The organism is Aeromonas sp. FDAARGOS 1417, assembly GCF_019046985.1.
Lineage (GTDB): Bacteria > Pseudomonadota > Gammaproteobacteria > Enterobacterales > Aeromonadaceae > Aeromonas > Aeromonas veronii.
In genome coordinates, this window is the sequence record NZ_CP077221.1 from 123,055 (window position 1) to 145,859 (window position 22,805).

Genomic DNA, 22,805 nt, shown 5'->3' on the forward strand with positions numbered 1-22,805 from the left:
ACAAAATTGAGAGTCGGGACGGATTTTTTCTCGCTGCATGAACCGGGCTAGGCTCGTGCGTGCCCGTAGCTCTCTGCCGTTGGCGGGCTTCAGAAGGTTGAGCTCATCACAGGTTTAGGTCCGATTTTTTCCTTAAGTTTTCCCCCGACCCGCCGATATATAAGGTAAGCGGCGTTAATGCGATGAAGCGTTGAAAAAAATGCTAAAGACATCCAAAAACGAGCCGTTAAATAAGACGCATCGGGCACAAACTAAAAAGAAAGCCTGAGCTAATAAAGAGCAAATTTAATCGCTTAGGAGAAATATCATGAGTATGTATGTAAATACCAACGTATCGAGCATCAACTCGCAGCGTAACCTCTATAACACCAACAAGGCTTTGGATACTGCGTATCAACGACTTTCCTCCGGCTTGCGCATTAATACAGCCAAGGACGATGCGGCTGGTCTGCAGATCTCCAACCGTTTGACCTCCCAGATCAACGGTTTGAACCAGGGTAACCGTAACGCCAATGACGGCATCTCGCTGGCCCAGACTGCTGAAGGGGCGATGGAAGAGATTACCGGCATGTTCCAGAGGATGCGGGTGCTGGCTGAGCAATCGGCCAACGGTTCAAATACCAATGCTGACCGTTCTGCCATCCAGCAGGAAGTGCGACAGCTGGCCACCGAAATCAACCGGATTGCCAAAGATACCACCTTTGGTGGCACCAAGTTACTCGATGGTAACTATAAAGGTATCTTCCAGGTGGGGGCCGATGCCAAGCAAACCATCAGCTTTACGCTCGTTCAGGCTGGCGGCTTTAGTATCTCGGGATTGGGTGCTGCTGCGGGTGTGACCACGATTTTTGGCACGGCTGCCACATTGTCAGTGTCGACCCAGGATAGCGCGCAAAGTGTATTGGGGGCGGTGGACAAGATGATAGCCGGTGTAGACAAGAAACGGGCTGAGCTGGGGGCCACTCAAAACAGGATGGAGTCAACTATTCGCAACCAGGCCAACATAGCTGAAAACGTCAGTGCTGCACGCTCCCGCATCAGAGATGCTGATTTTGCTCAAGAGACTGCCACGTTGACCCAGTACAACATTTTGCAACAGGCTGCATCAACTGTGCTGGGGCAGGCAAACCAGCGTCCCAACGGCGCACTTCAGCTCCTAAGAGGTTAATAAAAATGAAAGGCGGTTGTTCAGGCCGCCTTTCGGTAGGACGCATCAGAGGGTGTTCGGGAAATCATGTCTCTGATAAGTCACAACACTGTAGTAAACTATTATGCTCAGCGAGCGCGGTTTGCAACTGCACAACCTGACTCGCCACATTCTCCTGAGCTAAAGCTCGTTGGCCGACCTTGAGTCGGCCTTTTTTATAGCACTGTTCATGCTTTTGTTGTCATAAAACACAAAGCATGAAACATGCCAGTTTGAAGTTTTAGCTATGTTGGCGGTGACTGGTGCGGATCTATCCGACGGGCTGACCATCAGTCAGGCAGATGCTGGTCTTGATAAGTCAATATATTGACGCTGAACACGGGGTACCGAGGCGTGCGGTGACCCTGCTATCTCCTCTTCCCGCTTCATTATCTTTACATCCCCCCATGTTGGCTGGAAGCCACAGATCGGGACGGCAATGTTTTGCCGCCAGCGGCAAAAAATCCTCAAGCTTGTTGCAACGCGGCCGTTAACCAGAGTAAGCAAAAGAAGGTGTTCGGGACTCCTGAATTTTGCGGTGTGGCGGTAGTTGTCTGTTCAAACAACTGCCGCTGGTCGAGAGTGAAGGGCTTGTTTACCCCTTCACTCCCGGATTGCAACAGGGCTGATGTAAGCGAGGCCTGCAGTCTGTATCGAATGGGAGAAATATCATGTCGATGTTTATTAATACTAATGTGTCCTCGCTGAATTCTCAGCGGAACCTGATGAATACAAATAAGGCGCTGGATACCGCCTACCAACGCCTCTCCTCTGGTTTGCGTATCAACAGTGCCAAAGATGATGCGGCCGGTCTGCAGATTTCCAACCGTTTGACCTCCCAGATCAACGGTTTGAACCAGGGGAACCGTAACGCCAATGACGGTATCTCCCTGGCACAAACCGCTGAAGGGGCGATGGAAGAGATCACTGGTATGTTCCAGCGGATGCGGGTTCTGGCCGAGCAGTCAGCCAACGGATCCAATACAGCCGCTGACCGTGCCGCATTGCAGCAAGAGGTAACTCAATTAGGAACTGAAATCAACAGGATTGCCAAAGATACCACTTTTGGCGGGACTAAATTACTGAATGGCTCCTTTAAGGGGATTTTCCAAGTAGGGGCGGATGCCAAACAAACCATTAGTTTTTCACTGACTCAGGCCAATGGTTTCAACATCTCCGGTATTGCGGCTGCAGCAAGCGCAGGTGCCGCATTTGCAACCTTGGCGGCGATAAATATTACTAGTCAATCCAATGCACAGAGTGTGCTTGGTGCAGTGGACAAGATGATAGCAGGTGTAGACAAGAAACGTGCTGAGTTGGGTGCAATCCAGAATCGTATGGAATCGACCATTCGTAACCAGGCAAATATCGCCGAAAATCTGTCATCCGCCCGGTCTCGGGTGCGTGATGCGGACTTTGCGGTAGAGACGGCGGCGCTCACCCAGTACAACATCTTGCAGCAGGCTGCCTCAACCGTATTGGCGCAGGCAAACCAGCGCCCTAACGGTGCGCTCTCACTGCTACGTTAAGGGAGATCGGCCAGTAAGGCCGTTCATCGGTTAGAACATATATTGGGTGTTCGGGACTCCTGATATGACGAGATGGCAGAGGGGGACAAACTCTCTGTCAAGAGAGTGTGATGAGGCGGTTCACCTCATCACACGAGGGGAAAGCGTGCTGTATGCCGTGGATTCCTTATCAATAGGAGAGATATCATGTCGATGTTTATTAATACCAATGTGTCTTCGCTTAACTCTCAGCGAAATCTGATGAATACCAACAAAGCGTTGGATACAGCCTACCAACGCCTCTCCTCTGGGTTGCGGATCAACAGTGCTAAAGATGATGCGGCCGGTCTGCAGATTTCCAACCGTTTGACCTCCCAGATCAACGGTTTGAACCAAGGTAACCGTAACGCCAATGACGGTATCTCCCTGGCACAAACCGCTGAAGGGGCGATGGAAGAGATCACCGGTATGTTCCAGCGGATGCGGGTGCTGGCCGAGCAGTCAGCCAACGGCTCCAACACAAATGCTGATCGTTCTGCGCTGCAACAAGAAGTCAAGCAGTTGGCAACTGAAATTGATAGGATTGCCAAAGATACGACCTTTGGCGGGACCAAGCTATTGGATGGCACCTATAAAGGGGTTTTCCAGGTAGGGGCGGATGCCAAGCAAACGATCAGTTTTACATTAGTTCAGGGTGGGGGATTTGGTATCTCCGGTATTGCGGCTGCAGCTGGATTTGCTGGTTCTAGAGGTGGATTTAGTACTGTTGCTACGCTGTCTATTTCAACGCAAGACAAAGCTCAAAATGTGCTTGGTGCGGTGGACAAAATGATAGCTGGAGTAGACAGTAAACGGGCTGAGCTGGGTGCAATCCAGAATCGGATGGAGTCGACCATTCGCAACCAGGCAAATATCGCCGAAAACCTCTCATCTGCCCGGTCTCGGGTACGTGATGCGGACTTCGCGGTAGAGACGGCGGCGCTCACCCAGTACAACATCTTGCAGCAGGCTGCCTCCACCGTATTGGCGCAGGCAAACCAGCGTCCTAATGGCGCGCTCTCGCTGCTGCGTTAATACTGACTATGGGTATTAGGAGGCTATTATGTCGACCGATTTAAATGTAGGCGTTAGCTCCTCTCCTGTTTTAGGGCGTAGTGATAACGGCAGCCGGGAGGCTGCTGTTTTTGCATCGACCAATCCGAAACCGGAGGGCAACGTGACTACACGACCCATAGGTGGGGCAGGAACAAATGAGGTGGATTCAAAGGAGACATCTCTGCGTGCTCTAAGTTCCTCGGTGAACGATTTAAGGCAGCAGAAGGCTGATTTGGAAAAACAGGTACAAGAATTGCAAGAGGTTGTTGCAACAAAGGGCTGGTACTTGAACATTAGTCAGGATAAAACAGCCGGTAAAACAGTGATTAAGTTGCATGACAAGGAAACTGGGGATCTGATCAGGCAAATACCAAGTGAGGAAATGTTAAGCATATCTCGGCGGTTCAAAGAGCTTGAGTTGTCCAAGAGAATTGATGGTGCTCAGCAAATAGGCCTCTTGTTTGATCAGTCAATCTGAACAGGTGGTAGCCTGATCTCATATGGGGAGATATTGAAATGGCGGGTATAAGCTCAGCAGGTGTAGGGTCCAATTTGCCACTTAATGATTTGATCCAGGCAGAGTTAAGTGCCAAAAAAACACAATTTGAAAGGCGTATTGTTGGCCGTGAAACTCGCCTGAATAGCAACCTTTCTGGTGTAGGTCAACTCAAGTCGGCTATCAGCACCTTTAATGCTGCATTACAAAAACTGGCTAAACCAGCAGATTTTTCTGGTAATAAGGTGACGATTGGCCAGTCTGCAGATAATCAGCTACTGGCATTTACGGCAACCAACAAAGCTAATACTGGAAATTACAACATTGCAGTTAAGCAGCTTGCTACTGGCAGTTCTTTTATTTCGGCTGATAACGCATTTACATCTTCTTCCGATATTGCAACGTCATCTGCTGGTACATTGACATTTAGTGCAGGGGGAAAAACCCTTAATGTTGATTTGGCCGCTAATGACACCTTACTCGACATGCGGAATAAAATTAATAGTGCATCTAATAATTTCGGCGTCTCTGCGAATATTATAAATGTCGATGGTAAGTCACGACTTGTTATTGAGTCATCCGTGAGTGGCCAAGGCAATGATTTACAGGTGGCAGCCAGTAATGCGGACTTACAGCGTTTTTCAACCAGTGATCCTGCATCTGTTATGGGAAGCCAAAAAAATGCAAAAGATGCAATAGTTGAAATCGACGGCCTGGAAGTTAATAGTGCTTCGAATAAATTTGACAATGTGATCCAAGATACGTCGTTTACCGTGTTGCAATTGAGTGAAAAAGATGCGGCGAATAACTATAAAACAACCAAGGTAACCGTAGAGCAGGATAAAGGGAAAACCAAGGAAAATATTGAGGCGTTTATTAAATCATATAACGCTTTGATGGATACCATGGATACTCTGGGTAAGCGACCAACGATAGTGGGTGGCGAGCGAGTGGGGGATTCAGGTCCTCTAGCTGGTGATCAAAATCTCAATGGTGTTAAGAGTCTTTTGTTCAAAGAACTCTCATTATCTACCGTAGACAACGACTCACTTTTTAATGTCGGTATTAACATTGATAAAAAAGGTCGTTTGTCTATTGATAATGCAAAATTGACAAAAGTGATGGATGAAAATTTTGGTAAGCTGGAAAGTGTTTTTTCTGGTGAAACCGGGTTGGCGAAGAGACTTGATTCACAATTGAACGAATACACTAAATCTTCAGGCTCTCTTGATAAAAGACGTGATAGTCTTCAACAGGATGTCAGGTCAATTAAACAGGAACGTGTAGATTTTGATGCTTATCTTACTAAGTACGAAGAGGGGTTGCGCCAGAAGTATGCCCGCTTGGATGTATTGGTTGCCAGGATGAATTCATCTATGGGTAGCTTGACTACCTTGGTTAATATGAACAAGAAGTCCTGAACGGATAGTTTTTGAGAGGTTATCATGTACAACAAATCACTTGGCGTCTATAAGAAAAATTCACTTGAAGCTGAGCTGTCTGTTGCAGATCCACACAAGGTTATTCAGTTGTTAATGCAAGGTTTTTTAGAAAGAGTCGCTCAGGCTAAAGGTGCAATTGAGCGCAATGATTATCAGTTAAAAAGCGATCGTATTTCATCGGCAAATGCAATTTTAAATGGATTGAAAGATAGCCTTGATATGTCTCAAGGTGAAATATCAGAAAGATTATTCTCTCTTTATGAATATATGGGTGAACGTCTGCTGGATGCTAGCGTAAAAATGGAGGTATCACCTCTGGATGAGTCTATGAAACTTATGTTAATGATCAAAGAGTCTTGGGATAAGATACCAGATCAGGAAAAGCAAAAAGCGTATACTATGCGGCAATCACTTGGGGATTTATAGGTTTTATCGTGGCATATAAACAGTTGCTTGACGCGTTGCAGCGTAATACAGCGCACATATTAACATATGTGGAATCGGAAAGTTTTGATACCCTTGATGAACTATTTGATGAGAGAGAAGCAATCATCTTTTCTCTCTACTCTGCCAGTGGGTGGGAGGATCTTCATTTAGAACAGCTTGATAACATATTAAATACAAGTGTTATAGTACAAAACAAACTGGAAATGGCAAAGCAACTAGTGCAAAAAGAAGCCTTTTCTATCAGTAAAAAAAACAAAGCAATTAATCACTATAAAGCAAACGAAATTTAATTATAATCGCGTGGTGACAGGAGAGGATATGATTAAGCCTGAAGAGATACTAGCAAAAATAACACAAGATGCTGAGCGAATCATGCTTCAGGCTGAGCAAGAGAAAGCAATGGCTGAAGTTTTGCCTATTCGTTTCGAGCAAAATATGGTTGCATTCTCTAAATATATACCATCTATACACAAGGCTTTTTTAAATTATAAAGTACAAAGAGAATTTAGATTTTTCTGCACTGAAAATGGAATTCCTAATCTAGCGTGGATAGATGAAAATGTAGCTATTTACGGCGATGATCCATATTCTCAATGCCAGCAACAAATAAAGCATATGATGTCCTCTAGTGCTAGTGGTGGTATTCGTTTTGGAACAGAGAAAAATTTTTTCAATCAAATTCACATTGATTATTTGAATCAACTTGCTGAACTTTTGGCAAAGAAAAGAAATGAATACAGTCCCCTTCAGCAAGTCCCTGAATCAATGCCATTCATGATGATGTTTGGTGTAGGTTTAGGATATCAGCTAGGTTATTTATATGAAACCTGCAAGGTTGCCAACTTGTTTGTTTTTGAACCTGATCTAGATCTGTTTTATGCTTCGCTCTATGCCTTTGATTGGGTATCTTTACTTGATTACATTATGGCGGAGAATCTCAGGATCCATATTTTTTTAGGGCAAGATCAAGATAACTTGATGAATGATGCACTACATGCTATTCACAAAGCAGGACCATTTATTGCTGCGGCCCCTGTCGGACTGGTGCACTACCCATCAGAAATTATTGAACATCTTGTTGCTAAAATGAAAAAAGAGTTCTTTCTTTTTACTATGGGCTGGGGATTTTTCGACGACAATATGTTAGCTCTTTCGCATAGCGTTGAAAATATTTCAAAAGGCATTCCATTTTTAGTTAAAGGTAAGAGTCTGCCTGATAAATATAACACTGTGCCAGTATTTATTATAGGTAATGGGCCATCGTTAGATGCCACCATCCCATATATTAAAGAAAATAAAAATAAATCCATATTAATATCATGTGGTAGCAGTATTTCAGCGCTGCACAAAGAAGGGATTAAACCTGATATATATGTCACCATAGAAAGAACGAAAGCGGTACCAGATTTCATCGCATTGATTAATGATGAAGATTATCTTAAAGATATATTGTATATAAGTACTGATCTCACCCACCCTGATTGCCACCAGTTTTTTAGACGTAGCCTTTTAGCATTCAAGCCTAACGAGCCAATGCTATCTCTTGCTAGTATTAATTTCGAAGAGGTTCAAGGGTTTGATTACTTTAGTCATGTTAACCCTTTGGTTGGAAATACGGGGATTTCAGTCGCGGCCCGCTTGGGATTCAAAGAAATATACCTTTTTGGCATCGATAATGGTCATTATGACAGTGAGCATCATCATTCTAGGTTAAGCTCTTATTATGATGATAATGGCGCCCCAATTGCGGCATTACAACGTCTTGCGACAGCAGGATCTGATCAGGTCATTCCTGGCAATTTTGGTGGGGAAGTTATCTCTAGCAAAATGTTTGTCACTTCAATCAGAGTCATGGAGCGGCTTATAAGGGAATACTCTGGCACCAACTTTTTTAATACTTCCCATGGGGCAAAAATAGAAGGAGCCGAGGCTTTAGATATCAAAGAAAGTCAGTTTGGTGATCTCCCTGTTTCTTTTAATAAGATTGATATTATTGAGTTCATTGCGAATGAGGTCTTCAAGCCACTTAATATTGATCGTTCCAGGGTGGCTTCGGCTCTTGATGTCGATTATTTCAACTTCTTTATCGACAAGGTCCTATTGGAATGGAAAGAGCCTTTGCTATCACGTGCTGACGTTGTCAATCGCATGATGAGACAATTTGAGTATTTATTGGTGATAGAGAACAGTAGACAATGTCATATCTCCAGAGTTCTAATCGGTACATTCAATTATTTATTTAGTTTCCTCATCACTTTTTGCCATGCTTTCGCGGATGAAGAGGAGACGCTGGAGGCAGTAAGTGATGCGCTTGAAATATTTAATGCTTATCTATTAAAAGCCAAAGAATTATACCCTCAGGCGCTTGATAGTCCTGACAAAGTGGATTGTGAAATTATTAGTTTATACCGTAGTAATTGATTATAAGCCCAAGTGTTACTTGGGCTTTATATTATCATATTTACGTGACTCAATCAGTTATCACAATGCTTTTCGTATTGTATTTTGGCATATCAGAAACAGGATTACCCATAGTTAGTCGTTGCCACAAAACCTGAGCAGCGACCAAACTTGGGGGGATTGAGGTATGGATAAATAAAATAGATGTAGCCATGATGACCTACCTGAAATAGAATAATGGTTCAGAATGGCTGCTCATCGTCAAGCAAAAATACTAAATACAGCTGCGAAATGACGGTGGAGTGTGTCTTATTATAAAGAAAAACCGTCATCCACGACAATATTTTGTCCGGTCACATATCTGGATTGATCTGATAACAGAAACATAATGCTACCTACAACATCTGAAACATCAAGCATTCCCTTTCCACATGTCTGTTTTTTATAGGCTTGACAAAAAACTTCAGATTGATTATCAAGTAATCCCCCCGGACTGATCAAATTAATTCTGAAACGGCTGTCATTCACATATGTGACAACATATTTACTCAAGTGCTGTATTGCAGATTTTATTGCCGCATACTCCACAGGCATTGTCATTTTTGTATTGTTGTAAATGTCAAATTTAGGTGCAACAACACCATATATGGAGGACATATTGACTAATGAAAACGCAGTTTCATGTGTTTTGAAGTACGCGGCACATTGTTGAGTAAATAAAAAAGCACTACCCAGATGAAGAGATATATTTTCATTAAAACTAGAAAGCGATACATCAAAAAAATGTGCGCCATAGGTTTTATTTCTCGGGTAGGTGGCATTGACTGCACCATCAAGATGTTCTTGTCGTGCAAAAAATGTCTTGAGGCTTCCCTCGCAGGTTACATCCAGCGATATCAACGTCAGATTATCGTCTGCAATGTCTACACCCTGAGTGGCAAGACGCTGGGCCATGGCATCGACATTGATATCTGCTGCAATAACCTTGCCCCCTTGGGCAAGAATGGATGGGACCAAATGAGATCCCAGCAAGCCACCTGCACCTGCGACCAAGAAACACTTATATTTTAACAAACTGTCCATTATTTCCGCACTCCAATAATAGCCTCTGCCAGTTTAAAGTCGTAAATGTCGTCAATATCGACTGCGCGTTCTTTCGGCACTTCGATACTGGTGACTTTTCCCGAGAACAGCCCACAGTGTGCCAGCACAAAGGCTGGTGTCGTTGCATATACCACGGTTGTGATATCAAAAACCTGGGGTGAATCCTGGCGTCGAGCAACATTGCCCGCTGGTTTATTGACCAACTCGACCCGGCCATCCACCGTTTTCTTTACCATGTTGAAATAGGGACTGCGATTAGCTGGCGTGACGGAGATACAGATATCGGCATTTTGCTCACAACGTTTGGCAATGGCCGCTTCAACATCACTCACACTGCGCAGCGGGCTGGTTGCCGGCAAGCTGATGAAACCATCGAATGCTCCATAATGCGCGGTGGCCCATTCAATGGCATGTTGCCAGGAAAGCCACTCCGGACTGCTATCTGTCGCCAATTCGTATGGGCGCTCGATAACCACCGCACCGGATGAGATTGCAACGTTAGCAATGGCAGCATCATCCGTAGAAACAAACACCTGGCTAATCGAAGGTGATGCCAGAGCCGTATCTATGGAATATTGCAACAAGGGTTTTCCCGCTAATGGGCGAATGTTTTTACCTGGCAACCCTTTTGAACCACCACGAGCGAAAATAAACGCGAAATTTTTCATCTGATTCAAGTTCCGGTTACCTGTTATCGATAATGAGAGTACGCTTTGACTTCTTTAATCAGTGTAACCGTTTGTGTAGCCTCCTCAATTGAGGCACCATTATTCTTTTTCCCCTGAATAAGATTGACAAAGTCGGAAATCATAGCGAGATACATCTGGTTTTTATCCCAAGCGGGATCACTGTAGATGGTCTCAATACCGTTGGCCGAGCTCAATGTGACTGAGTTGTGAATCAGGTCCCACTCCAACGTACCTTCACTGCCAATCACTCGGCATTTGCGATGCGCTTTTCGTTGGAGAAAATCCAGATGAACCGTGGCAATGGCACCCGTTGTGTCGCCAAGTATGATATCGGCCATGTCCTCAACCGACAGGCCAAGCTCTTCGGAAGAAGACAAATTTGCGTATTTTACTTGAAGCGGTCCAAGCAGCCACTGGATATAATCAAATTCATGGCTGAGCTCCAGTAACACCCCGCCACCCAATTCTGCTCGTGCGGAGACACTGTGGCGATAATCTATGTTGGGGCGCCAGTCCGGCAAATATTGACCGACCTCGACATGAGCATAGTAGCAACGCCCTACTTTTTTCTGATCCAATAGATTTTTCATAGTGAATGCTGACGGCAAATATCGAAGACAGTATCCGACCGCAACAGCTGTATTATGCTCACGACTTGCAGTTTGGATAGCCTTACAATCTGCAAGTGATACAGCGAGGGGCTTTTCAATTAAGACTGGAATACCGGCCTTTATTAGAGGGATTGCATGAACTGCATGCAATGTCGCAGGGGATGCGATGATCGCGAGTTCGATGCGATGCTGAATCAGCTCCTCTACCGAAGAAACAAACACATCGCAATCACTGACCTCACTTGCGGCCACCTGACCACTGGCTGACATTGCATAGATGGAAGCAAAAGGATAGAGATACTTAAGATTATGTCTATGGCGAATAGATATATTACCCAGGCCAATCACAGCGATACGTTCCATTATGAGCGGAATCCTAGTGTAGAAATATCTGACTGGGCCCTGTTAAAATCCTCCATTCGTCCAATATCCAACCAATACTCATGAAGGGGAAACATTGATATACGTTTTTTTTCTTGCATATGTTTCTCAAGAAGGGTCGGCATATCAATACGTTCCCCTTTGATCACTGACTGCGCTATATATGAATTGACAACATAGATACCTGCATTAACAAAAAAATGATGTACGGGTTTTTCAACCATGCTGGTAATGTTATTTCCTTCTCCCGTTATCACGCCATAAGGAATTTGATAATTATACTCACGAACACACATTGTGGCATCTGAACCATTCTGAGTATGAAAATCTAGCAAACTGTTGAAGTCCACAGTTGTTAACACATCCCCATTTATCATGATCAGTGGTAGCGGAGGCAAATTGGCAGGCAATAAACCTAATGCGCCCCCTGTTCCAAGTGGATGTTGTTCATGAATATATGTAATATTTGCACCCCAAGCAGAACCATCACCAAAATAATCAGTGATAAGCTCAGGCATGTAATGAGTAGAAATATAGATGTTTTTGAACCCTGTTTTGATAAATTGATTAAGCAGGGTCTCTAAAATCGGTTTATCACCAACTTTTAGCATAGGCTTCGGGCAGGTATCAGTAAGTGGTTTAAGTCGAGTCCCAAACCCGCCAGCCATGATCAAAACAGGATTATCATATGTTGGTTGACTGGTTGCTTTTTCCCACGTTTCAAGTCCGATCAACTTGCCAGCGTCATCAACAACAGGCAGGGAAAGAATGCTGTGCTCGCGCATAGTCTCCAGCAGCTGCGCACGGGTCAGTTTGGCCGAGACTGTGATGGGGGTGGAGTTCATCACCGCCGTGACGCTTTGCGTCAGGGAGACATTGTTCAGGATGGCGCGACGAACATCGCCATCTGTCACGACGCCCAGCAAGTGCCGTAAGTCATCCACCACCAGACAAACCCGCAGCGCTTCTGCATTGATGACAGCCAAGGCATCACGCACCGAATGTTCAGGTGACAGCACTACTTTTTCCCAATTTTTGCTCATCCTATCCATCCTTTACTGCTTGATAGACACCACGCTGCCCCGGGCAACGTATACAATCTGCTTTTCTCCAAGAGGGCGCGTCAGTGTGGCGCCAGCCCCGACCACGGCATCAGAGCCAATTGATATGCCCTGGATCACGGCAGCTCCCGTACCGATATGGACTCTCTCACCCGTTACCACTCCGCCGGATAACACGGCGCCCGGGGCGACGTGGTTGTCACCACCAAGGTGGCAGTCGTGATCCACGATGGCACCGCTATTGATGATGCTGTTGGCACCTATCTGGGTACCAGTTTGAATGATGGCTCCGGCCATGACCTGGACCCCCTCTTCCAGCACGGCGTAATCAGAGACCATGGCTTGGGTGCTGACGACGCTTGCAAAGCGGTAACCAAGAGCGCGATAACGGGCAAACAGCGTGGTGCGCAGCAGGTTGCCCGGCAGGGAGCCGATACCATTGACTAGCTCCACCTCATCCGGGAGATGGGTCAGTATCTCCTCATCATGCCAGAGGGGAATACCTGCCAGCGCGGCACGCGGTGCATCAGCTGTGGGGGCAACCAGCGCGAGGGGAACCACTCCCTGGCTGCGCAGCATGTCGACCAGCACCGAGGCATGTCCGCCTGCCCCGAGGACGATGACCGGTTTATTCACGGATAAGTTCACCTGACTGATAGGCCTGCTTCGCAGGTTGTCCCAGAAGTTGCCAGTAGGCATAGGGGCTCATGCCGTCACCCGGACGCTTGATGGCGAGGTTGTCGGCACAGAGGATGGCGCCCTCCTCAATGTCGCAGGCAGCCACCAGGCTCTTGCGAGCGATTTCCTTGTTCTTGATCTCGCTCGGGCGAGGCCCTTTGATGCCATCTCCCAGAGCCAGCTCCACATCGCGGATCCCTTTCACCATGGCGACCAGTTCATCGGGTTCAAGAGAAGCCTTGTGATCAGGCCCTTCCATGTTGCGATCCAGCGTGAAGTGCTTCTCGATAAGGCAGGCTCCACGGGCGACTGCAGCCACCGGGATGGTGATACCTTGGCTGTGATCCGAATAACCGACCTGCAACCGGAAGGCGTGCGACAGGGTATCCATGGCTCTGAGGTTGATATCCACCATGGGCGCCGGATATTCGGTCGTGCAATGCAGCAGGGTCACCTTGCTGGCAAGGGCTGCCTGGCCAGCCTCGCTGGCATAGGCCGCCATGAAGGCAGACTCACCGGGCTGCGCATCCAGCGGTGCGGTCAATCCGAAGGCTATCACCCCCAGGGCCGCCTCCACTTCTGCCAATGTGGCCATACCGGTCGAGACGATCAACTCGCAACCGGTGCGAGCATGGGCCAGTACGAAAGGCGCATTGGTCAGTTCTCCGGACGGGATCTTGAGGGTCTGCAACTTCAGCCGGTTCACCAGAAAGTCCAGGCTCTCGGTATCGAAGGCGGTAGACAAAAACGCGATGCCGAGAGACTCGCAATGGGCGATCAGACGAAGATGGGCATCAAACGAGAGTTCAAGGCGGGAGAGCATGGCAAGCTGGCTCTCTTCCTTGCCGGTGTTAGCGGTTTGATAAGCTGCCTGCTTGGCCTGGCGGGTTACCAGATTGGCAGCCTTGAAGGTCTGAAACTTGACGACATCGACACCTGCCCTGTGGGCGGCATCGATCAGCGCCACAGCGAGTGCTTCATCGCCATTATGGTTGACGCCAGCTTCGGCAATGATGCGGATCATGGCGACGGACTCCTGTCGATATCATGGAACTGTTTGATGGTGGGGGCGGCAAAGTGCTTCAGGTGCGCCACGATCTGGCCGCTGGCATCCCCTGCACCATAAGGATTGACATAAGCATCCGGGCCCATAGGCTGCAAGGCCTTGGCAATGCATTGCGTAATGGCCTCAGCCTTCGCGTCGCAATGAAGCACACTCTTCGCTGCCAGGCGCCCTTGTTGACGCTGACCGATATTGATGGTAGGTACACCCAGAGAAGGCACTTCGATGATGCCGCTCGACGAGTTGCCGATCACGGCGGCACAGTGTTTCACCGCGCTCAGGTAACGTCTGTAACCCAAAGACGAGATGGCCAGCACGCGTGCAGGATTGGCTGTCGCATACTGCTCAAGCAGTGGAATGATGACTCGACCACCGTCATCTGCATTCGGGTACGTCAGGATAACCTGATGGTCGGGATAGTTATCCAACGCCGCCAGCAAGGCACTGAAACTCTCCCTGGCCGGTTCATCGGCCAGAGTCACGGGGTGATAGGTCACCACGAAGAACTGTGAGTCCAATGTAAACCCAAGAGAGGATTGCAGCTCGTCCATGGACAGCAGCGGTGTCTTGATGATGTGGTCCAGACCGATGGCGCCTACGTTGAACACCCGCTCAGGTGCTTCACCCAGCTGGATGACGCGCTGTCGATAGGGTTCGGCAGACGTGAAATGCAGGTAGCTCAACTTGGTAATGGCATGGCGGATTGCGTCGTCATAAGCCCCCTCGGTGATCTCGCCACCATGGAGGTGTGCTACCGGTATGCGCTGCAACATGGCCGCCTGGGCGGCAGCTAAGGCTTCGAAGCGATCTCCGAGGATCACCAACACATCGGGCTGCTGACGCGCAAGCGCATCGGCCAACCCCAACAAGGCGACCCCCATACTCTTGACCACACCGACTGATGTATCGGAAGAGAGCAGTATCTCGATGCGCTCATCGATCTTGAAGCCATCCAGCTCTATCTGCTGATAGGTCAGGCCGAACTCGGGGGACAAGTGCGTACCCGAGACGATCAGCTTTAGCTCGAGGTGGGGATCCGCGGCAATGTCTTTCATCAACCAATAGAGCAGCCCGTATTCGGCGCGAGTACCGGTAAAGACGGCAATGGTGTTGGCCATGTTCAGACCTCGACAGGCGAGCTGGGCAGGTTAATAAGATGGGCTTCCAGCCACTCGGCATTGCTCAATTCTCCACGCAAGGCATGAGAGAACATGGGCAGGTGATGCATCAGTTTCCATACAGGCCGGGTCATGACACCAGCCTTGTTCAGCTCAGTCAGCAACGTATCCCGCTGGGTTTGATCTTCACAGACAATCGCATTGAGCCAGTAGTTGGAGCGTCCATAAGAAGGCTCGGCCACAAACTGGCATGCCTGTCCCTTGAAGAACTCGGCATAGTGCATGGCAAGCGCCCGCTTTTGCGCCAGGAATTGTGGCAGGCCTTCCATCTGGGCACATCCGAGGGCCGCATTCAGATTGGGCATCCGGTAGTTAAAACCGGGTTCATCATGATAGAACTCGAACGGATGGGGGACCTTGGCGGTGGTGGTAATGTGCTTGGTGCGCGCCCCCTGCTCGGCATTCTGGCAGAGCACCATGCCACCCCCCCCCGTGGTGATGATCTTGTTGCCATTGAAACTCAGGGCGGAAAACGCACTCAGCGTCCCCGTGTGTTGGCCTTTGTAGTAGGAACCCAGGCTCTCGGCAGCATCTTCCACCAGGGCGATGCCCCAGGCCTCGCACACGGCCAGCAGTTCATCGAGTTCAACCGGATGACCAAAGGTGTGCATGGGCACGACGGCTTTGAGGCGGCGTCCGCTTGCCTTGTGAATGGCACCTGTCTCGGTGCGATATGCATGCTCTTCCAGCCAGTTGGCCATGGCAACGGGGCAGAGCCCCTGACTCTGGCGTGATACATCGACGAACACGGGTTCTGCGCCCATGTGATAGACGGCATTGCAGGTTGCCACAAAGGTCAGGGGCTGGGTGATCACCAGAGCGCCGCTCTGCACACCTGCCATGTAGAGCGCGATATGTAGCGCCGCCGTGCCATTCATGGTGGCAACGGCACGGGCTGAACCGGTAAAGGTGGCTATTTGTTGCTCGAACTGCTCAACATAGGCACCGACACTGGAAACGAAGGTGCTTTCAAGGGTATCGAGCACATATTGACGCTCATTGCCGGCGAAGGTCGGGGCGTGAAGAGGGATGAAGTCATCGGTTTTATAGGTATCACGAATAAAACGTATCAATTGAGTATGCATACCGACTCCTTACATCTTGCCGTCGAGATACTTGCCCGTTTCTTTGTGAGCAAAATCCGGGATCATGGCGAAGAACAACTCGACGATCTCTTTCTTGTCCCAGGCGCGTTTTGTTTTCATGGCTGCAATGGTCTGCTCGAAATGGTTGAGCAGATCATTCTGATATGAGGGTTCATTCTTGATGATGCCCAGGTTCTCGAACCGTGCCATATCCAGCACTTCCTTGTCCGTGAAGAACTCTTCGAAGTCTTTTTCACCAGTGGTGTCACTCTCGGTAAAGAGGCAGGGCCACATCCCCTGCTCAGGCAGGCTCGCCATCAAGGCCCTGGCTTCATCCTCATCCTTGCACAGATACGGCTTGTAACCATGCTGCTCTAGATACTTCACGGCAATTTCGGCGAAGGTAATCAGGTGCAGGGATTCGCTGAGCTTGGGGAAGAAGATATCCCTGTTCTCACCAAAGATGCAGGACATCAGGCACAGCTCACCGGACTCCTGGGGGGTCACAAAGTAGCGTTTGATGTCGTTGGGGGCGACGATGGGCTGACGCTTTTGCAAACGCTGGTTGAAGCCATGCAGCAAGGATCCATCGGAGAAGGCCACGTTGGCAAAGCGCGCGGTTGAAATGGCAATCTGCTCGCTGCGACGCATCAGGAACATCTCCATGATGCGCTTGGACGCCCCCATCATGTTGACCGGATTGGCTGCTTTGTCAGTCGAGACACAGAAGTATTTTTTGACACCAGCAGAGATAGCTTGAACAATTGTTTTGTCGGTGTTAAAAACGTTCAAATCAATCATCCGCATTAATGTGAACGGGTCTTTCTCACTACGCACGTGCTTTAAAGCAGAAAGATTTAGAACATAATCATAAGCACCATCAGATTCAATGAATGCATCATATTCAATAGAACCAATATCTAGTGCGAATGTTTTAAAGTCACCATTAATATAGCCATAGCTGCTTCTAATATCTCGCACTAGTTCTACTAAATTATTTTCACTGATATCGACAACATGCAACGTTACCGGATTTCTTTTAAAAATTTCTTTGGTAACTGCTTGGCCAATCGAACCCGCACCACCAAGCACTAAGAATCGTGAGTTGGCAACAACATCATTTAACGTATGCTGACATTCAGCAACATCTTGCTCAAAAAGCGATGCTGAGCGACCTAGTAGTGCCAGAGAAGATATCATTTGATCTCCCGAATCAAATAGTTAATTTTATCTATCGTTATCTGCGTTAGCATCATTTTGCTCTTTACGATTCGCCATCATTGAAGGGGGCGTAGTATTAAGCAATGCATAAAGAGAAACATCGTTATTGCTGCCATACTGATTCAGACCTATAGCCATAGCTTTTTCAAATTCTTTGTTATGCATTCTGACGCAGTGATAACTATAAAATAAATTTGTGACATCCTGTACTGTAAGAGGGCCTGACATGGCTATCAAACAGAGATAACTACGCAGCAGGAAATAATCTGTAATCATCAATTGACAACACTGTTGGGGAGTCATATCAGGATCAAGTGGAAAATTATGATGGTAGACATAGTAAATCAGATAATTTTGCATTATATGTGGATGAGCCTTCAAAAAAGGCTCAACTTCTTTATGCCAAACATCATGTATTTTCGCGAGATGGGTGATGTCACCATCATCAGAAAATAATTCCTTTATTTTATGCAAGCAGTAATTTATGACTACTCCGCCTCGGCGACCTTTTTTCTGGTTGTTCAGTAATTGTAACTGTGTGAGGTGATGTAAGGCCCACCATTGTAGTTTATCTAAGTAAGGAATTTGCAAGAAGGCATTGTGCAATTCACCACTGTCTATCAAATTCCCTATTTGTGCTAGAAATTGCTGATTGGGCAGGCTATCTTCGCTTCGATGTAATATTAAACCAATGATCCACAATTTCTCTTCAATACTTATTCCTTGTGTCAAAAGAATATCGATTGAAAAAAGATGGTAGTTTTCTACTTGCTCAGATATCAATTGTGTCTTGTAGAATCCCTTGAATGGTTGAACCTCCATGGCCATGGCATCAGGATTGAGTAACACTTGACGGCACACCTCGGGACAGGAGAGTGTCAGGCTCAATTTCAGATTGTCGCCAAAGCGGGTTTCAACCCGTGGATAGCTACGACAGGTATTGCTTAACGCATCGACTCCTGCTTCCTTATGAATTTGGCACCAGCCATCAGATAGAAACGGGCAATATCCTTCCTCATTTAAGATAATTTGCCCCCAGTTATGATCATCTTTCTTCACTTTCTGAATATGCTTCATCGTTTCTGTACGAAGCCATAAGTCTGGATGACTTGAATAGGTGCGATAGGTTTTCTTATCAATACTTATGTTCCACCCTCTGCAACAAGTGTCTTCACACTTATCGCCAATACACTGGAAATTTTTGAAAAAAACCGGAACAAACTGATGAGCAGGGGGCGATTTGGTCATTTTATAAGTCCATTTTTGAGCTAAGGTTACACGCTGTAACCTAGCAAGTTTAGTACCATGATGAATCCAGAGCCTGTTTTTCCTATGGTTGTTCCTGCGAAACAGTGGTGGCTGATGTTGCGTCAGTAATGGATCATACGGCACATCGACTCTACACCGTTCAAGGTTCTGGAGGTAAACCGGTGCAGCTCATCCGAGTTGATCAAATCGAGTCGCTGATGCTGCACCGCGTCGAGATTTGGCCACTTTCGCCAGTGACGCAGGGCGTCAGGATCTTGACTCCCTGCCAGGATCAGCGATGGGTTGGCTCTGATCACCTGTTCCATGTCCACTTGAGGGTAAGGGGTCTTGGCATTCGCCATGATGTTGATCCCGCCGCAAAGTTCGATGGCCTGAGCCGGCCAGGCGTTGCCGCTCACGCTGGTGAGCGGCGGGTACCAGAGTTGGTAGAACACCTTGACGCCGGTTGGTTGGCCATAGCGCTGTTGCAGGGAATGCAGACGCGCCAGATAGCGATCGGCGGCTTCGTTGGCACTCTTCTCCACCCCAAGCAATTTGCCCAGCGCCCGCATTTCGGTCGCCAGCGAGGCAAAATCGGTGGGCTCCGAGTTGAAAACCGGGATACCCAGCTGCTCCAGCGGGGCCAGCATGCGTGACTGGGCCGAGCGCCAGCCGAGAATGAGGTCCGGCTTTTGCGCCAGTACTGCCTCGACGTTAATGCTGCGATAATTCGCCACCTTTGGCTTGGTTTTCACCTCGGGGGGATAGTCTGAGGCATCGTCGATGGCCACCAGCTTGTCACCGGCGCCGATGTCATAAAGCAGCTCGGTAAGATGGGGTACTATGCTCACCACCCGGGTCGGCGTTGCGGCCTGCAGGGCACCGGGCAACCAGGCAATCAGTACGCAGGGCAGCCAGAGCGGCAATCGCAACCATCTAACCATGAAGTAACCCCGCCACAGTGACAAGCAGCGCCAGCATCAACCAGCCCCAGCCAATTCCTTGCAGAATATTGAGCACCTTGCGCGGAGTCTCGCTATCTGGCTCAGCACCAGTGCCGATGACTGGCCAGCGCTGGAGAGCCCCCTGATAGTAGCGAGGACCACCAAGGCGGATCCGGCTCTTATCTACCAGCAGAGTGAGCAGCATCCCCATGGCGGGATAGGGCCAGAGCGCGCCACTTCGCACCAGCTGTGCGGCCTGTTTGAGACGGCTTGCCAGCAGTGGCAGCCCCAGCAGCAAAATGACGGAGGCATTGAGCCCCTGATAGAGGGCGCTGGCGGCGCGACCAAAGTGGTCGAAGGAGGGATCTTTGCGACTCCAGCTCTGATTCATCAGCTGCACCAGCCGCCAGAGCAAGGCGCCCTGTACGCCAGCCAGAGTAAATCCCAGCAGCGGACCAGCCCATTGGCCGACCAGACGCAGGGCGCAGCTCTCCGTCACAGCTTTGGCGAGCCCCATGGTCGAGAGTTTACCGGTCTCCCGCTTAAGCCAGTGAGCCGCCTGCAATCTTGCCAGTGGCAGGGTCTCCTGCGTGGCGAGCGAGCGGGTGGCATGGGCGAGTTCGCGCAGCGGACGGGATTCGAGCATCAGCAGCAAGAACAGCAGGTCGAAGATCGGCTCGCTCAGGGCCAGATTGCGCAACGACCAGAGCCCGGCGGCGCAGGGGAGCCAGACTACCAGCATTGCCAGCAGGCCGGCCTGCATTTGCTGGCCGGGTGAACCATCGGGTCTGTGCACCTTGTGCCCCAGCCGGGTCAGCAAGGGCGTGACGGCCGAAAGACGCAGATGGGATGGCCACGGGATCACCGCCTCCAGCAGGGCAGCCCCTACCAGAATGGCCGCCATCGTCGAGAGGAGGGCGTCGGCCATCAAATCAAGCGAGCCGGTCTCGATCACAGCTTGCCGAGCATCTTGATGATCACTTCGGCGGAGTGTTTACCCGCGACTTCAATAAAGGCATCGAAGGATTCAACCTGTTCCTTGCCGGCGATATCGGACATGGCACGCACCACCAGATAGGGCACCTTGAACATGTGGCACACCTGACCGATCGCGGCACCTTCCATCTCGACCGCCAGCATCTGCGGGAAGTCGGCGCGAGCCTTGGCGATGGCGTCCGGTTTGCACATGAACTGATCGCCGGTGCAGATAAGGCCGACCTTGGTCTGGTGCTTGCCCTGCTCGGCGATGCAATCCTGAGCGACCGCGATGAGTTTCTCGTCGCAGGGGAAGGCGGCGGGTTGCTGCGCCATCTGGCCCATCTCGTAACCAAAGGCGGTCACGTCCACATCGTGGAAACGCATCTCGCTGGCGATCACCACATCACCGATGTGCAGGTCCTGGGCAAAGCCGCCCGCAGAGCCGGTATTGATGACGCAGTCGGGGGCAAATTTTTCCAGCAGCAGGCTGGTGGCCACGCTGGCGGCAACCTTACCGATACCGGAGCGGGTCAGGATCACCTCTTTGCCTGCCAGCATCCCTTGATAGAACTCGCAGCCGCCCAGTTGCAGGGTGGTGGGGTTGCTCATCAGGCTGCGCAGCAGGGCTACTTCTTGCTCCATGGCGCCGATAATACCTACTTTCATTGCTGACCTCGTCTTGATAGCCGTGTGGCTGAATTTAAGTTGCTGTAGATCATAACAAAAGATGGCGTCGGCGCCGAGAGGCGCAAGCGAAAGGAGAGATGAAACGCGGCGCTCCATATGGGAGCGCCGCAGGTGACAAAAAGCATTGATGAGATAGGAGGGGGCCTTTAGCCGAGCGCGGTGTCGAGGGTCATCATCAGGGCAAAGCCCGCCATCAGGCCGAGGGTGGCATAGGTCTGGTGACCGTTGCGGTGGGTCTCCGGGATCACCTCGTGCGAGACCACAAACAGCATGGCGCCGGCGGCGAGCCCAAGTCCGATGGGGTAGGCGATGGCAAGGCCGCTGGAGAGCCCCACCCCGAGCAGGGCGCCAACCGGTTCGAGCAGGCCGCTGGCGATGGCAACCAGCACAGCCACCGAGGGGCGAAAACCGGCGGCGCACATGGCCAGCGCCACCGCCAATCCTTCCGGAATATCTTGCAGTGCGATGGCGGTGGTGAGCGGCAGCCCCACCGACATATCCCCCTGGGAGAAGCTGACCCCGATGGCCATCCCCTCCGGCAGGTTGTGCAGGGCGATGGCAAAGACGAATAGCCAGACCCGGGAGCAGCTCTCATGGCCGGGGCCGCAGGGGCCGGTTTTGTCATGTTCGTGCGGGGTGAACTGATCCAGCCCCAACATCAACAGCACCCCGAGGGTCATGCCGACCACCACCACGGCGGCGGCACTGAAGCCGTTGCCAGTGATCCCCTCGGCGGCCTCCAGCCCCGGCAACAGCAGGGAGAAGGCACTGGCCGCCAACATCATGCCGGCGGCAAAGCCCAGCATGGTGTCCTCAACCTTTTGCGGTACCGAGCGCAGAAACAGAGCGGGCAGGGCGCCGATGGCGGTGGCGGCAAATCCGGCGGCACCACCGACAAGGCCATAGCGCACGCCGCTGGTCACCTCACCGGTAGCGAGCATGATGAGACTCTGCAACAGCAGCAACAAGACGGCAGCCAGCGCGATAAAGAGACCGAGGGCAGTGAGTGGGCGGCTTTGCATCTGGCTACGCAGTTGCTGTGACCAGGATAACGGAGGAAGAGCTGAGAGATGGTCCATGGCATGACCTCGAGTGTGCAAAGTGGATGGTGGCATTACATCCACTTGGCCGCCCCTTGTCCATGCCTGCAAGGCGATTGCCACTATCGAGAAAATGGTGTCAGGTGAATATGAAGTTTTTTGTGATCTGGCTCCGATTCTTGGTTTTGTTAAGTTGCTTTTAATTTTTAAAGAAAAGTGAGGGTGTGGTCGCTTTGTGCTAGAGTGCGCGCCTTTGCGGAACC

The 22,805-nt window shown here is 49.6% G+C and carries 22 protein-coding genes; 8 read left to right on the forward strand and 14 right to left on the reverse strand.

Annotated elements, in window-relative coordinates:
* The first annotated feature begins 307 nt into the window (after positions 1-307).
* The 8 genes from I6L47_RS00540 (at position 308) to I6L47_RS00575 (ending at position 8,595) form a co-directional block, all read left to right on the forward strand.
* Positions 308-1,168 (forward strand): flagellin, encoded by an 861-nt coding sequence (locus I6L47_RS00540; RefSeq protein WP_216948393.1) that lies wholly within the window; start codon positions 308-310, stop codon positions 1,166-1,168.
* A gap of 689 nt (positions 1,169-1,857) precedes the next feature.
* Positions 1,858-2,715 carry a flagellin gene (locus I6L47_RS00545; RefSeq protein WP_216948394.1) on the forward strand — a complete coding sequence of 286 codons (858 nt, stop codon included), beginning with the start codon at positions 1,858-1,860 and terminating at the stop codon, positions 2,713-2,715.
* Between the two features lie 186 nt (positions 2,716-2,901).
* Positions 2,902-3,768 (forward strand): flagellin, encoded by an 867-nt coding sequence (locus tag I6L47_RS00550; protein ID WP_216948395.1) that lies wholly within the window; start codon positions 2,902-2,904, stop codon positions 3,766-3,768.
* 28 nt (positions 3,769-3,796) lie between these two features.
* Complete coding sequence (locus I6L47_RS00555) at positions 3,797-4,267, forward strand: flagellar protein FlaG (RefSeq protein ID WP_216948396.1); 471 nt, start codon at positions 3,797-3,799, stop codon at positions 4,265-4,267.
* 38 nt (positions 4,268-4,305) lie between these two features.
* Positions 4,306-5,706: a flagellar filament capping protein FliD gene (gene fliD, locus I6L47_RS00560; RefSeq protein ID WP_216948397.1), complete on the forward strand. Its 1,401-nt coding sequence runs from the start codon at positions 4,306-4,308 to the stop codon at positions 5,704-5,706.
* Positions 5,707-5,730: 24 nt separating this feature from the next.
* Positions 5,731-6,153 (forward strand): flagellar export chaperone FliS, encoded by a 423-nt coding sequence (fliS, locus tag I6L47_RS00565; protein ID WP_216948398.1) that lies wholly within the window; start codon positions 5,731-5,733, stop codon positions 6,151-6,153.
* 8 nt (positions 6,154-6,161) lie between these two features.
* On the forward strand, positions 6,162-6,464 hold the full coding sequence (locus I6L47_RS00570; RefSeq protein WP_042053173.1) for a hypothetical protein: 303 nt from the start codon (positions 6,162-6,164) through the stop codon (positions 6,462-6,464).
* A gap of 28 nt (positions 6,465-6,492) precedes the next feature.
* Positions 6,493-8,595, forward strand: a complete 2,103-nt coding sequence (locus I6L47_RS00575; protein ID WP_216948399.1) for a motility associated factor glycosyltransferase family protein — start codon at positions 6,493-6,495, stop codon at positions 8,593-8,595.
* Between the two features lie 291 nt (positions 8,596-8,886).
* On the opposite strand, the gene I6L47_RS00580 is transcribed toward I6L47_RS00575, so the two are convergent.
* From I6L47_RS00580 to I6L47_RS00645, 14 genes are all read right to left on the reverse strand, one after another.
* Positions 8,887-9,657: an oxidoreductase gene (locus I6L47_RS00580; RefSeq protein ID WP_216948400.1), complete on the reverse strand. Its 771-nt coding sequence runs from the start codon at positions 9,655-9,657 to the stop codon at positions 8,887-8,889.
* Positions 9,657-10,346, reverse strand: a complete 690-nt coding sequence (locus tag I6L47_RS00585; RefSeq protein ID WP_216949290.1) for an acylneuraminate cytidylyltransferase family protein — start codon at positions 10,344-10,346, stop codon at positions 9,657-9,659. Before I6L47_RS00585 ends, I6L47_RS00580 begins: the two co-directional genes overlap by 1 nt.
* A 23-nt stretch (positions 10,347-10,369) precedes the next feature.
* Positions 10,370-11,341: a Gfo/Idh/MocA family protein gene (locus tag I6L47_RS00590; protein WP_216948401.1), complete on the reverse strand. Its 972-nt coding sequence runs from the start codon at positions 11,339-11,341 to the stop codon at positions 10,370-10,372.
* Positions 11,341-12,402, reverse strand: a complete 1,062-nt coding sequence (locus I6L47_RS00595) for a nucleotidyltransferase family protein (protein WP_216948402.1) — start codon at positions 12,400-12,402, stop codon at positions 11,341-11,343. Before I6L47_RS00595 ends, I6L47_RS00590 begins: the two co-directional genes overlap by 1 nt.
* A 12-nt stretch (positions 12,403-12,414) precedes the next feature.
* Positions 12,415-13,056: an acetyltransferase gene (locus I6L47_RS00600; protein WP_216948403.1), complete on the reverse strand. Its 642-nt coding sequence runs from the start codon at positions 13,054-13,056 to the stop codon at positions 12,415-12,417.
* The gene (neuB, locus tag I6L47_RS00605) at positions 13,049-14,122 is read right to left on the reverse strand and encodes an N-acetylneuraminate synthase (RefSeq protein ID WP_216948404.1); all 1,074 of its coding nucleotides are present in this window, start codon (positions 14,120-14,122) and stop codon (positions 13,049-13,051) included. The genes I6L47_RS00600 and neuB overlap by 8 nt, the downstream gene beginning before the upstream one ends.
* Positions 14,119-15,279 carry a UDP-N-acetylglucosamine 2-epimerase gene (gene neuC, locus I6L47_RS00610; protein ID WP_216948405.1) on the reverse strand — a complete coding sequence of 387 codons (1,161 nt, stop codon included), beginning with the start codon at positions 15,277-15,279 and terminating at the stop codon, positions 14,119-14,121. The genes neuB and neuC overlap by 4 nt, the downstream gene beginning before the upstream one ends.
* Positions 15,280-15,281: 2 nt before the next feature.
* Positions 15,282-16,424: a LegC family aminotransferase gene (locus I6L47_RS00615; RefSeq protein ID WP_216948406.1), complete on the reverse strand. Its 1,143-nt coding sequence runs from the start codon at positions 16,422-16,424 to the stop codon at positions 15,282-15,284.
* Between the two features lie 9 nt (positions 16,425-16,433).
* Positions 16,434-17,624, reverse strand: coding sequence for a UDP-N-acetylglucosamine 4,6-dehydratase (locus tag I6L47_RS00620; RefSeq protein ID WP_216948407.1), 1,191 nt, complete (start codon positions 17,622-17,624; stop codon positions 16,434-16,436).
* 27 nt (positions 17,625-17,651) lie between these two features.
* A complete protein-coding gene (gene fliB, locus I6L47_RS00625) occupies positions 17,652-18,893 on the reverse strand; it encodes a flagellin lysine-N-methylase (RefSeq protein WP_216948408.1) in 1,242 nt (413 codons plus the stop codon).
* A gap of 122 nt (positions 18,894-19,015) precedes the next feature.
* Positions 19,016-19,837, reverse strand: a complete 822-nt coding sequence (locus I6L47_RS00630) for a cobalamin-binding protein (protein ID WP_216948409.1) — start codon at positions 19,835-19,837, stop codon at positions 19,016-19,018.
* Positions 19,830-20,792: a cobalamin biosynthesis protein gene (locus I6L47_RS00635; protein ID WP_216948410.1), complete on the reverse strand. Its 963-nt coding sequence runs from the start codon at positions 20,790-20,792 to the stop codon at positions 19,830-19,832. The genes I6L47_RS00630 and I6L47_RS00635 overlap by 8 nt, the downstream gene beginning before the upstream one ends.
* Positions 20,789-21,481: a 5'-methylthioadenosine/S-adenosylhomocysteine nucleosidase gene (mtnN, locus tag I6L47_RS00640; protein WP_216948411.1), complete on the reverse strand. Its 693-nt coding sequence runs from the start codon at positions 21,479-21,481 to the stop codon at positions 20,789-20,791. The genes I6L47_RS00635 and mtnN overlap by 4 nt, the downstream gene beginning before the upstream one ends.
* A gap of 167 nt (positions 21,482-21,648) precedes the next feature.
* Entirely contained in the window at positions 21,649-22,581 is a 933-nt protein-coding gene (locus I6L47_RS00645; RefSeq protein ID WP_047440409.1) for a ZIP family metal transporter, read from the reverse strand.
* Positions 22,582-22,805: the final 224 nt, after the last annotated feature.